This window comes from Methanococcoides vulcani (genome assembly GCF_900111645.1).
Taxonomy (GTDB): Archaea; Halobacteriota; Methanosarcinia; order Methanosarcinales; family Methanosarcinaceae; genus Methanococcoides; species Methanococcoides vulcani.
This window is the reverse complement of the sequence record NZ_FOHQ01000001.1, coordinates 353509-366379: the sequence shown is the minus strand read 5'-3', so window position 1 is coordinate 366379 and position 12871 is coordinate 353509. Positions and strand designations below refer to the sequence as shown.

Genomic DNA, 12871 nt, shown 5'->3' with positions numbered 1-12871 from the left:
ACTCCTATTTGTTTTGTAATATCTTTTCTGACAAAAAGACTGCAGTGAAAACATAAAGAATGGAACCTAAAACATCTACGACATTAGATTATAATGTTTTCCTGTAAAGGCAGACCTTTTACCGGAGCAGATACATGCAGCCTTTATCTGGGTACATATATACAGTACGGCTCTTCGGCCATGTAGTCGCCTGTAGCAGCATAAGCACGAGCACGGCAGCCACCGCACACTCTTTTATAGCTGCATTTCCCACACTTGCCACCCAGACTGTCAAAATCCCGAAGGTCATTGAACAATTTGGAATTTTCCCAGATCTCCCTGAAGCTCTGCTCCTTTATGTTTCCTGCAACAACAGGCAGGTAACCACATGGTTGAACGTCACCTGTGCTTGAAACAAAACAGAAACTTGTACCTCCAAGACAACCACGGGTCATTGCCTCATAACCATGGGTCTTGACGGTGACCTCTACGCCTTCCTTTTTAGCACGCTGGCGCATTATTCTGAAATAATGAGGGGCACAGGTTGCCTTTAGCTGGATACTGACATGCTTCTGCTGATCATAGAACCAGTTGAGAACACGCTCATATTCAACCGGAGGTATCTCTTCCTTTTCAAGGTTCTTGCCTCTGCCTGTGGGGACAAGGAGGAATATATGAAGAGCCTCTGCACCGATCTCAGTTGCCAGGTCAAGTATTTCAGGGATCTCGTTAATGTTCCTTTTTGTGATCGTGGTGTTTACCTGGAACCCAAGCCCACCTTTTTTGAGATATTCGATCCCACGCATCGCACCTTCGAATGCACCGGGAACTCCACGGAACTCATCGTGCGTCTTTGCTGTCGACCCGTCAATGCTAATGCTTACTCGCTGAACCCCGGCATCTTTGAGCTTTTTCACAACGTCCTCATCAAGAAGGGTACCGTTCGTGGCAAGAGCAACACGTAACCCCTTATCAGTCGCATATCTTGCGACCTCGTAAACATCCTTTCGGGTAAGTGGTTCCCCACCGGTTATAATGAGGATCGGATCGCCAATTTCAGCGATCTCGTCAACGAAGTGCTTTGCCTCATCTGTAGAAAGTTCACCTTCGGGTATTTCTGAGGTTGATGAGCCCCTGCAATGGACACAAGAAAGATTGCAACCCCATGTCAGTTCCCATGCGATAAGTCGTGGAGGTTTTACCATATCAGACAGTTCTCCTTTATGCAATATATATAATGTAAGAGTACAATAGAACATTCGTTCAATTTACTTAAATAGTATGGCAATATACTACACAGAACCCATATTAAACCGTGTCGTCAAGGCATGGATCACACATAGGAAACCACATATTTCCAACGACAAAAATCGATGCAAGGTGAACGCGCATGGCACTGGGAATACAGGCATTTCAGACAGCTTTTGTAATTACATGGATAGTGCTAATATCATACATTATTTATCTGATATACAACCGTTCACAATTGGTTTCCAAAATTCGGAAGCTTAAATGATAAAGGTGTTTGCACATGGATAAAAAACGAAAGACGATCTTCACCATAATTGCAATAATAGCAGTGATGGCGATCGGACTCTGGGGTGTAGATGTCGAGCAGGGATATTACACGGTATCTGACATCACAGCCAATCCACAGGAACATTTAGGCCAAAAGGTCAACACCATGGGAATTGTGAAGAATGGAAGCCTTAGCATTTCACCTGAAATGACCACATTCACACTGGCAGATGCAGAAGATGAGAACTATGAGATAAATGTAGAATATTCCGCAGACCTTCCTGCAAACCTGGCAGAAGGAAAAAGTATCAGTCTGACAGGAACCATGGTATCTGAAACAATGATCGATGCAGAACAGATAGTCATGGGCTGTCCGTCAAAGTACTCCGAATAAAATAAAATTCCAGAACAAAAACAAAATTTCCATATATGAGGGCATGCGATGAACATCGAAGAATGGGAAGAATACCAACATATCAACGATGCTATGAACGATATGATCAACAGTATGGACGATTCATCCCAGATGAAATCAGTGGTCGGTCATATTTGCAGATCCGGCGGCAAAAGGGTCAGACCAATTATACTGATGCTTTCTTCCCAAATATGCGGAAGCAATTCTGAAGATGCAGTTAATGCTGCCCTTGCCATCGAACTTATCCATTCGGCATCCCTTATACACGATGACATCCTTGACGAGGGAGTCATAAGAAGAGGTGTTGAATCCGCGCACAAGAAATTCGGACCCGCAGCTGCAATGCTTGCAGGTGACTATATGATCTCAAAGTCCATCGAGCTTATATCATCATATGATGCCCCGGTGGTCAGGGCATTCGGACGTGCAGGAATGGCAATGGCCGAAGGGGAGACCATTGACATAAAAAGCACAACCGGAACCTTTGAAGACAATAATTATTTTGACTGCATTGATAAGAAAACAGCATCCCTTTTTGCTGCAAGCGCAACCATGGGAGCTTATATCGCAGGAGCTGATGAAGCTACAGCAGAACTCTTAAAAGACTATGGGGGAAAACTGGGAATAGCATACCAGATCGTTGATGATCTGCTGGAATATACAGAGAGTACAGATGATAAAAGATCATGTCATGAATCCATTTCCCTGCTACAGATATATCAGAAGGAGATGACACAGGGGCAGGCTGTGCAAAAAGCAACCGAAATTGCAATGGAATATGTGAAAATGGCAAAAGAGATACTTTCAAACTTTGAGCCATCGGATGCAAGAAACAAACTTCTTGAGATCACCGACTACATAACCATTGAGATGCTTCCAAAATAAAATCAATCATAAAAACCCAGGTGAAGATATGCGGGTATATGAAAAATCAGTAATCAAAGTAAATGCAAGTACAGAGAACGGAAAAGTCGTTCTGGATATAGAAGGACCTCTTTCAACAATAGCAAGTCCTGTTATCAAAAGGATCAATAAGATATTCCAGGAAGAGAAACCGATCAGAGCAGATGAGGAGAACATCATTTTTTCCACATGGTCCCCACCGATACCAAGCACTGCGTTCAACAGGCTCATAAGTGCACAGATCGGTGCCATTATGAAAAAAAGAATTCCGGACCAGTTCTCGATCGGGATCACTGATAAATGTCCTTACAATTGCATTCACTGCGGTGCTGCAGGAATCGTTGCCGACCCTGAACTGAGCATTGATGAAATTAACAGGGTAGTAGGAGAAGCTATTGAACTTGGAACATATTCTGTACAATTCGATGGTGGCGAAACAATGCTCAGAACCGATATTGCGGACATGGTTGCCAGTGTCGATAAGACAAAGGCTATTGCCACATGTTTTACCTCTGGTTTCAGGTTAACAGCTGAAAGAGCACAGGACCTTAAGAATGCCGGTCTTTTTGCGACACATATTAGCATTGACAGTCCATTTGAAAGTGAGCATGACCGTGTTCGCGGAAGAGAGGGGGCATACCAAAATGCGATGGATGGAATTCAAAATAGTCTTGATGCAGGTATTCTTACAGATATGTTCGTTGTGGTTTCCCCGGACAATATTGACGACCTCGAAGATTTCTATGGCCTGGCAGAGAGCCTTGGAATGCATGAGATGTCCATCTACGAGATCATCGCTGTTGGCAGATGGCTTGAACGCGAAGATGAAACGATCAGCCAGAAGGATGTTTCAAGGCTGGAGAAGTTCCAGAAAGAAAAGAATATGGCAGCAGATGGACCAAGAGTTACAGCATTCCCTTATTTCATGGGACCTGACCAGTTTGGCTGTTTTGCCGGTAGAAGATGGATCCACGTGACATCCGGTGGCGACGTCATGCCATGTGCTTACACCCCACTTGCCTTTGGCAACATCAGAGAGGACAGTCTTGCAGACATATGGAAGCGTATGGGCAAACACCGTGCATACAAAGGTTCTGCAGAGTATTGTATGATGCGAAACCCGGAGTTCAGGAAGGAATACATCCATACGATCCCCAAGGATGCAAATATACCTTTAAGGATCGACCTCCAGGAAAAGAACTGAATCTAATTTTACCCCTATATTGAGAGACAGGAATCTCAAAAAAGGTTCTGACAAACTGAACATCAGGTTTGCAGATAGTCAGAACTTAAGTATTTTTTGCAAATATCCCATGATAAATTATTAACATTTCCACAATCAGAAAGACGGAACCGAATAACTTATATGCATGCTTGCTATAGGGGTGAGTAAATCGCGCTAAGTAACAGTTTATAGATATATTGAGGATTTATATGGCTAAAGACAAAATATTATCCGAAATAAAGGAAGCAGAACAAAGTGCGGCCAAAATGGTGGAGGAAGGGCTCAAAAATAAGAGCGAGCGTATAATGAATGCTCGTGCTGAAGCCAGAGAGATCATCAAACAGGCAGAAGCTGATGCAGCGAAATCTGCACAGAGTGCACTTAAGTCTGCTGAAGAAACAATTAAACAGGAATCTGAAGAAATTATTACTAACGGCAACGGTGAAGCAGAAAGCATCAGTGAAAAAGCTGAAGCTAACGTTCATAAAGCCGTTGATAATCTAGTCACAGAATTCGAGAGGGCAATTCATGCTTAAGCCAAAACAGATGAGTCGTGCCGTCATTGTAGGTCACAAGGACATTATGGAAGAAACAATTGAGGCTCTCCATAGCAGCAATCTATTCCACCTTGAGAATTACAATGAAGATGGTTCCGGACTCAAACTTGGCAGACCTTTCGAAAACGCAGGTGATGTTTCTAAAAAGCTTATTCAGTTAAGATCTATTTCATCCTTCCTTGGTGTCAAGAAATCAGATGCACCTAAACAGAAGGTTAACACTGTTTTAAATGACCTTGAATCCAAACTTGATAAACTGGATGAAGAGGTTACTGCGAAAACAGAACAGAGATCAGAACTGGAATCACGATTAAAGGAACTTGAAACACTGGCGAAAGACCTTGCGCCATTCTCAGCAATTCCAATTGAGATGGAATTGTATCGTAATTATGAGAACATCGCAGTCTTTGCAGGTACTGTCAAGGAAAATGTTGGTCCTGCTATCTCAAAGGTTACATCGACCTACGAGATGGAGTATGACCAGAATACCGGAACTGTAGCATTGTTTGTCAAGAAAGAGGATGAAGCAACAGTTTCAGAGATCCTTTCAAACTTTGAGTTCAGAGAGCTCAGGATCCCTGAAATAAGTGGCATACCACAAACCTTACTTGCAGGCATTGAAAAGGAAGAAGCAGACATCCTTAAACAGATCGAATCACTGGAAACAGATATTTCATCGATCAAAGAGAAATATTCTGAATTCATACTTGCCAGTGAAGAACTGCTTGCTATCGAATCCGAAAAAGCAGAAGCTCCAGTCAAAATTGCAACATCTGAACACACATTCATGATAGATGGATGGGTTCCGGAAGATGGTGTTGCAGGACTTGAGAGCATCGTTAACACTGCAACAAACGGACGAGCTTTTGTATCAGTGCAGGAAATTACCAAACAGGATACGGACATCATACCAATCGAGTATGACAATCCAAAGGTCGCAAGGCCATTCCAGGAAATAATGAACCTGTATGCACGTCCAAAATACAATGAGATCGATCCAACAACACTGATATTCATATCATTCCCACTTTTCTATGGAATGATCCTTGGTGATATCGGATACGCATTGATCCTTCTGGCACTTGCCATGGGAATCAAAAAGATGGTCAAATCAGATGCAGTCAAACCTCTGATGAATGTACTTATCTACTGTCAGGTATCAACATTGATATTTGGTATCCTTTACGGCGAGTTCCTTGGATTCCCACTTGCAAGTCTGCACACAGATCACGGTACAGTGCCCGGACTGATCGCAGGATTCGAAACAATAACACTGTTCGCCTCCCCGATCGCCGGAGAAGTGATCACATATCCAATCCACCGTACACATATTGTTATGACAATGATAGCTGCAACAGCACTTATCGGTGTGCTTCATATCAATTTCGGATACGTGATTGGATTCATAAACGAGAAGAGAAACCACGGTTTTGCTGCAGCAATGTTTGAAAAAGGTAGCTGGCTTGTAGTAGAACTTGGAATAATCTTAGCAGTACTTGGTTACACCGGTACAGCACCTACACAAATAATAGGGATCATAGTGTTCCTTATAGGATTCGTCATGCTCGTTAAAGGAGAAGGCGTAAAAGGACCTATCGAATTACCTGCACTATTAAGTAATGCACTTTCCTACACTCGTTTAATAGCAGTAGGATTGTCATCAATTTATATTGCATCTACTGTCAATCTCATAGCTTTTGATATGATCCTGCCTCAGGGCGGAATCATAGCAGCAGTAGGCGCAATACTAGTATTCATATTCGGACATGCGTTAAACACAGTCCTGAGTATAATAGCCCCTGGATTACATGCACTCAGATTGCAGTATGTAGAGTTTTTCGGTAAATTCTACGAAGGTGGCGGAAGAAAATACAACCCATTCGGATATATAAGAAAATACACGGAGGAATGAATAAATGGTAGACCCAGTAGCAACAACAGCAATGATGGACCCAGCAGGATTAAAAGCAATTGGAGCAGGACTCGCAGTAGGACTCACAGGACTTGCATCAGGTATTGCAGAAAAAGATATCGGAGCAGCAGCAGTAGGTGCAATGGCAGAGAACGAGAGCCTGTTTGGTAAAGGTTTGATCCTTACTGTCATTCCAGAGACAATCGTCATTTTCGGACTTGTCGTCGCACTGCTTATCAGCTAAGTTAATTTGAGAGCAATTATATTGCTCTTAAATTCTCTGAAGGTGTCAGAGCATGGGACTCGAAACAGTTATAAAAGATATCATGGATGCTGCGCAAGCAAATGTTACCATGGTCAATGCAGAAGCTGATGCAGAAGTATCTCAGATACTTGATGAAGCTAGGCAGTCTGCAAAAAAGATCATGGGAGACAGTCTTGCAAAAGCTGAAGATGATATCAAAAGATTACGCCAACAGGAGACATCCAGTGCAAACCTGGAAGTCAAACGTGCAACGCTTAATGCCCGCAAAGAAGTCCTTGATAAAGTATACGACAATTCAGTAGAGTCTATTGTAGCCCTGCCTGCCAAAAAACAGGAAGAGTTGTTGAAGGCCATCATTGAACAGAATGAAGGCAACGGCAGCAAAATATATTCTAACAAAGACTCTGAGGAACTTGTCCGAAAACTCTCTTCATTGGAATATGCTGGCAATGTTGATTGTATTGGTGGCGTGGTCATTGAGAACAATGATGGGACAATTCGTCTGGATTATACATATGACATAATCCTGAAGAATGTTAATGAGCAATCATTGAAACAAACATCTGATATCTTGTTCGGGTGATATCAAAATGCGGCTTTTGCAAAAATTAAAAAGGAAAAGTAGTCCGACTCACCGCGGAAGTGGCTCCAATTATGCTTATGCGACAGCACGTGTTCGAGCGATGAAGAGCAATCTTCTTCCAAGGGAGACCTATCCCCGACTTATGAACATGGGCATTGATGAGATCACACGTTTCATCGAAGAATCACAATATAAGCAGGATGTCGACGAACTGGCAAGAGTATATGACGGCGTGGATCTGTTCGAGCATGCATTGAACAGAAACCTAGGTGTCACTTTTACAAAGATCATCAATATATCAGAAGGCGAGTTGAACTACCTGATCTCTGAATATTTAAAGAAATACGATATATGGAGCATCAAAACGATCCTACGTGGAAAGTATTGTAATGCATCAGTAGAAGAGATCAACGATAGTCTCGTAGCAGCCGGACAACTGTCTTATACATTTTTGTCAAGCCTTGCAGAAAAAGAATCCTATGAAAGTGTCATCGATGCTCTCAGTGGGACCGATTATTACCCGACATTAAAAGGATATGATGGGACAAACCTCTCTGCTATTGAAAACCAGCTTGACAAAGAGTACTATAACGGAATGTTCTACGCGATCGGCACTCCGGGGTCCAATGACCGCAAGCTGTTCTCAAAGTTCATCCGCACGGAGATCGATATAAAGAATCTCAGTACACTTTTTAGGTTAAAGAAAGCAGGTGTCGGCGAGGACGAAATTGCAGACCTCATTCTTGAGGGCGGTCTTCATTTAAGCATGAAAGAGATCGAAAAGCTATTGCCTCTTCCTTTCAGTGAATTTATCAATTCACTTGAAAAATATCCATATTGGGAAGACATCTCTGACATAGTGAGCCCGGAAATGGATTCACTGGTCGATCTGGAAACTCAACTCACAAGACACAGCATCAAATCCGCTGCAAGCTTTTCACATATGTACCCACTATCCATTGTTCCGATCATGGACTATGTCCTGAACAAGAAGAATGAAGTGAACAACCTGCGCATTATACTGCGTGGAAAAGCAGCGAATCTTGATGAGGAAATAATCAGGAACCAGTTGGTGATCTAATGGAATTAGCAGTAGTAGGTAACAGCGAGTTTGTTACAGGATTCAGACTGGCTGGTGTCAAAAAAATATACGAAGCCAAAGATGATGAGCTGGAATCCATGGTCACAAAGGTCCTAAAGGATTCCGATGTCGGCATTTTTGTCATGCATGGCGATGACGTTAACAAACTACCGGAAATTTTGAGAGACACTCTAAGTGAGTCTGTTGAGCCAACAGTCGTTACTCTCGGAGGAACTGGTGAAAGCTCAAACTTAAGGGAAAAGATAAAACAATCGGTAGGTGTAGATCTGTGGAAGTAAATGGTGAAATTTATCGTGTGGCAGGACCGGTCGTCACAGTTACAGGAATTAAACCGAGAATGTACGATGTGGTCAAGGTAGGTCACGAAGGACTGATGGGTGAAGTAATCAAGATCCAGGGCGCAAAGGCCACTGTTCAGGTATATGAAGATACGTCCGGTATCAAACCGGGAGAACCTGTAGTGAACACTGGTATGCCTTTATCCGTGGAACTTGGACCCGGATTATTAGAAAGTATTTATGATGGTATACAGAGACCTCTCCAGGTGTTGCAGGAAAAGATGGGCAACTTCATTGAGAGAGGAGTAACTGCAAACGGACTTGACCGTGAAAGGACATGGGAGTTCAAGCCAACAGTAAGCAACGGCGATGCTGTAGAAGGTGGAAGTGTTATTGGTGTTGTTCAGGAAACTGCAAACATCGAGCACAAGATCATGCTCCCACCAACAGTATCCGGCACAGTAAAAGAGATCAAGAGCGGAAGCTTCAGGGTCGATGAAACTGTATGTGTACTCGCTGATGGAACCGAGCTTCCAATGATGCAGAAGTGGCCGGTACGAGGTCCACGTCCTGTAGCTAAGAAGCTCATGCCAACCAAGCCTTTGATCACAGGTCAGAGGATCCTTGACGGAATGTTCCCTGTCGCAAAAGGCGGTACCGCTGCAATTCCAGGTCCATTCGGATCAGGAAAGACAGTTACACAGCAGCAGCTCGCAAAATGGAGTGACACAGATATTGTGGTCTACATTGGTTGCGGAGAGCGCGGTAATGAGATGGCTGAGGTACTGAACGAGTTCCCTGAACTCGAAGATCCAAAGACTGGCCGTCCACTTATGGAAAGGACAGTTCTTATAGCAAACACATCCAACATGCCCGTAGCTGCTCGTGAAGCATCAGTTTACACTGGAATCACAATTGCAGAATATTACAGAGACATGGGATACGATGTATCACTCATGGCAGACTCAAGCTCAAGATGGGCAGAAGCAATGAGAGAGATCTCATCCAGACTTGAAGAGATGCCTGGTGAAGAAGGTTATCCAGCATACCTTTCAGCAAGGCTCTCAGAGTTCTATGAGCGTGCTGGTTCCGTGAACTCACTTGCAGGACTTGACGGTTCAATTACAGTTATTGGTGCAGTATCACCACCCGGTGGTGACTTCTCCGAGCCTGTCACACAGAACACACTTCGTATCGTTAAAGTGTTCTGGGCTCTTGACGCAAAGCTCTCACAGAGAAGACACTTCCCATCCATTAACTGGCTGACAAGTTACAGTCTATACACTCAGGGTCTTGCAGACTGGTTCTCCGAAAATGTCGCACCTGACTGGACCGACCTCAGGGACAATGCAATGGACCTTTTGCAGCAGGAATCCGAGTTGCAGGAGATCGTACAGCTTGTAGGTTCAGATGCACTTCCGGAAGACCAGCAGTTGACCCTTGAGATCGCACGTATGGTGAGGGAATACTTCCTCCAGCAGAATGCGTTCCACCCTGTCGACACATACTGTCCATTTGAAAAGCAGTACAAGCTTCTCAAATCTATCACAAAGTACGGTGAGATGGCAACAGCTGCACTTGAGTCAGGAGTTCCAATGAACAAGATCATTACTATCGAGTCAAAGGATGAACTGGCAAAAGTTAAATACGAAGAGGACTTCGATGCTGCACTGGATGTAGTCATGGCAAAGATGGATGAAGAATTTGCTCAGCTCGGAGGCAACTGAACATGACCAAAGAATACAAAACGATCGTAGAGGTTTCCGGACCTCTGATTTTCCTTGATAAGACAGAACCTGTAGGGTATGGTGAACTTGTTCAGATCAACCTGCCGGACGGAACCACCAAGAGAGGTCAGGTTCTTGATACATCTGCAGATATGGTAGTTGTCCAGGTTTTCGAAGGTACAGTCGGACTCAACGAAGAATCCGGTGTAGTCTTCAGTGGCGAGACTATCAAGCTGCCAGTATCAAAGGACATGCTTGGAAGGATCCTTTCAGGTGCCGGTGAACCACTCGATGGTGGACCACGTATCGTTCCTGATGAGAGAGTGGACGTCAACGGTGCAGCAATGAACCCATATTCCAGGATGCCTCCAGAGGACTTTATCCAGACAGGTATCTCCACAATCGATGGTACAAATAGCCTTGTGAGAGGACAGAAACTTCCTATCTTCTCCGGAGCAGGTCTTCCACACAACGAGATCGCACTTCAGATCGCAAGACAGGCAAAGGTCCCAGGAAGCGATGAAGATTTCGCAGTGGTTTTCGCTGCAATGGGTATCACCAACGAAGAAGCGCAGTACTTCATGGAGGACTTCGAGAAGACAGGTGCTCTTGAAAGGGCTGTTGTTTTCCTTAACCTTGCAGACGACCCTGCTGTCGAGCGTATCATCACTCCAAGGATGGCTCTTACAGCTGCAGAATACCTTGCTTACGAGCATGACATGCACGTACTCGTTATCCTGACAGATATCACAAACTATTGTGAAGCACTGCGTCAGATGGGTGCAGCAAGAGAAGAGGTTCCAGGAAGACGTGGTTACCCAGGTTACATGTACACTGATCTTGCATCGCTGTATGAAAGAGCAGGTGTTATCAAAGGCTTAAAGGGATCTGTTACCCAGTTCTCTATCCTTACCATGCCTGGTGACGATATCACTCACCCGATCCCTGACCTTTCAGGTTACATTACCGAAGGACAGATCGTGGTTTCCCGTGAACTTCACAGGAAGGGTATCTACCCACCGATCAACGTATTGCCATCCCTTTCCCGTCTTATGAACTCCGGTATCGGAGACGGAAAGACAAGAGATGACCACAAGGCAGTGTCTGACCAGATGTATGCAGCATACGCAGAAGGTCGTGACCTTCGTGGATTGGTTGCTATCGTCGGTAAAGAAGCACTGTCCGAAAGAGACAGGAAGATCCTTGAGTTCGCAGATCTGTTCGAAGACAGATTTGTTCGCCAGAGCAGGGATGAGGACCGTACCATCGACGATACATTAAGAGTCGCATGGGAGATCCTTTCAGAGCTGCCTGAAGCACAACTCACAAGGATCGATAACAAGTACATTGAAAAGTACCACCCTGCTCACCAGAAGACCAGTGAGTGATACTATAGTGAGGGATCTATAATGGGCGCAAAAGACGTTAAACCAACTCGATCAGAACTCATTGACCTGAAGAAGAAGATCAAGCTCTCAGAAGGTGGCCACAAGCTGCTGAAGATGAAGAGGGATGGTCTTATCCTTGAGTTCTTTGATATCTTAAGCAAGGCAAAGGATGTACGTTCAGAGTTGGATGCTGCCTATGAAAAGGCCAATGAGAAGATCGGTATCGCAGAATCTGTGGAAGGCAGGATGACTGTCAAATCCACAGCATTCGCAATGAAGGATGCACCACAGATCGAGCTCGAAAGCCACAACATCATGGGTGTAGTAGTGCCAAAGATCGAATCCTCAAGTGTGCGTAAACCCATAAACAAGCGTGGATACGGAATTCTCGGAACAAGCTCCTACATTGATGAAGCCGTCGATTCATATGAGATCCTGGTTGAAAAGATCATTCTGGCAGCAGAGATCGAGACAACCATGAAAAAGCTTCTTGATGATATCGAAAAGACAAAAAGGCGTGTCAATGCACTTGAGTTCAAGGTAATACCTGAACTGAAGGAAGGTATGAGCTTCATCAGTCTTCGTCTTGAAGAGATGGAAAGAGAAAACACGTTCCGCTTGAAGAGGATCAAAGCATAAGGCTTTCTCATGCAGCACAAATCCTCTGATCGGCCAAACCTGGCCGACAGACTTTTTTTTATTTTAACACAGCCCGAGAATCTGGCTCGCATATTGAGATGGGCATGGATAGTTTCACTTGGCATGCTGGTTCTGGGCTATCTTTTGATTTATTTCAACCTTAAGTCTTACATAAACCTGTAAGTAGTGAAAGTGTCAGTTAATGCAAAGAACTTGGACTCATCACCATCATTATAATCAGTAAGCCTTAAATAAAAATCAAACATATAATAAGCAGAGCTATGCAAATTTAACAAAATCGTTGTGTCTTCTGAGGAACATAAAGAGCTTACTTACAAGCTCAAAGGCTCCGGAGAGCAATTATATTAAACTCAAAAGTT

At 43.9% G+C, this 12871-nt stretch carries 14 protein-coding genes; 13 read left to right on the top strand and 1 reads right to left on the bottom strand.

All coding sequences use genetic code 11. The features are described 5' to 3' along the window. Positions 1 to 143 precede the first annotated feature (143 nt). Positions 144 to 1184, bottom strand: a complete 1041-nt coding sequence (gene ahbD, locus BMX02_RS01955; RefSeq protein ID WP_091688591.1) for a heme b synthase — start codon at positions 1182 to 1184, stop codon at positions 144 to 146. 185 nt (positions 1185 to 1369) lie between these two features. On the opposite strand from ahbD, the gene BMX02_RS12340 reads away from it, so the two are divergent. The 13 genes from BMX02_RS12340 (at position 1370) to BMX02_RS01890 (ending at position 12491) form a co-directional block, all read left to right on the top strand. Beyond that, positions 1370 to 1495, top strand: coding sequence for a CcmD family protein (locus tag BMX02_RS12340; RefSeq protein ID WP_091688589.1), 126 nt, complete (start codon positions 1370 to 1372; stop codon positions 1493 to 1495). Between the two features lie 15 nt (positions 1496 to 1510). Beyond that, positions 1511 to 1891 carry a cytochrome c maturation protein CcmE domain-containing protein gene (locus BMX02_RS01945; protein WP_091688587.1) on the top strand — a complete coding sequence of 127 codons (381 nt, stop codon included), beginning with the start codon at positions 1511 to 1513 and terminating at the stop codon, positions 1889 to 1891. Positions 1892 to 1939: 48 nt separating this feature from the next. Next, on the top strand, positions 1940 to 2797 hold the full coding sequence (locus BMX02_RS01940) for a polyprenyl synthetase family protein (RefSeq protein WP_091688585.1): 858 nt from the start codon (positions 1940 to 1942) through the stop codon (positions 2795 to 2797). Between the two features lie 28 nt (positions 2798 to 2825). Further along, positions 2826 to 4019 (top strand): radical SAM/SPASM domain-containing protein, encoded by a 1194-nt coding sequence (locus BMX02_RS01935; protein ID WP_091688583.1) that lies wholly within the window; start codon positions 2826 to 2828, stop codon positions 4017 to 4019. A gap of 230 nt (positions 4020 to 4249) precedes the next feature. Further along, positions 4250 to 4576: an ATP synthase archaeal subunit H gene (gene ahaH / locus BMX02_RS01930; protein WP_091688581.1), complete on the top strand. Its 327-nt coding sequence runs from the start codon at positions 4250 to 4252 to the stop codon at positions 4574 to 4576. Beyond that, on the top strand, positions 4569 to 6509 hold the full coding sequence (locus tag BMX02_RS01925; RefSeq protein WP_091688579.1) for a V-type ATP synthase subunit I: 1941 nt from the start codon (positions 4569 to 4571) through the stop codon (positions 6507 to 6509). Before ahaH ends, BMX02_RS01925 begins: the two co-directional genes overlap by 8 nt. A gap of 4 nt (positions 6510 to 6513) precedes the next feature. Beyond that, positions 6514 to 6753, top strand: a complete 240-nt coding sequence (locus BMX02_RS01920) for a V-type ATP synthase subunit K (RefSeq protein ID WP_091688577.1) — start codon at positions 6514 to 6516, stop codon at positions 6751 to 6753. Between the two features lie 52 nt (positions 6754 to 6805). Beyond that, on the top strand, positions 6806 to 7357 hold the full coding sequence (locus BMX02_RS01915) for a V-type ATP synthase subunit E (protein WP_091688576.1): 552 nt from the start codon (positions 6806 to 6808) through the stop codon (positions 7355 to 7357). Between the two features lie 7 nt (positions 7358 to 7364). Then, positions 7365 to 8438, top strand: coding sequence for a V-type ATP synthase subunit C (locus BMX02_RS01910; RefSeq protein WP_091688574.1), 1074 nt, complete (start codon positions 7365 to 7367; stop codon positions 8436 to 8438). Then, positions 8438 to 8737: a V-type ATP synthase subunit F gene (locus tag BMX02_RS01905; protein ID WP_091688572.1), complete on the top strand. Its 300-nt coding sequence runs from the start codon at positions 8438 to 8440 to the stop codon at positions 8735 to 8737. Before BMX02_RS01910 ends, BMX02_RS01905 begins: the two co-directional genes overlap by 1 nt. Next, the gene (locus tag BMX02_RS01900) at positions 8728 to 10464 is read left to right on the top strand and encodes an ATP synthase subunit A (protein WP_091688570.1); all 1737 of its coding nucleotides are present in this window, start codon (positions 8728 to 8730) and stop codon (positions 10462 to 10464) included. The genes BMX02_RS01905 and BMX02_RS01900 overlap by 10 nt, the downstream gene beginning before the upstream one ends. A 2-nt stretch (positions 10465 to 10466) precedes the next feature. Continuing rightward, on the top strand, positions 10467 to 11852 hold the full coding sequence (locus BMX02_RS01895; protein ID WP_091688568.1) for an ATP synthase subunit B: 1386 nt from the start codon (positions 10467 to 10469) through the stop codon (positions 11850 to 11852). A 21-nt stretch (positions 11853 to 11873) separates the two neighbouring features. Then, entirely contained in the window at positions 11874 to 12491 is a 618-nt protein-coding gene (locus tag BMX02_RS01890) for a V-type ATP synthase subunit D (RefSeq protein ID WP_091688566.1), read from the top strand. Positions 12492 to 12871: the final 380 nt, after the last annotated feature.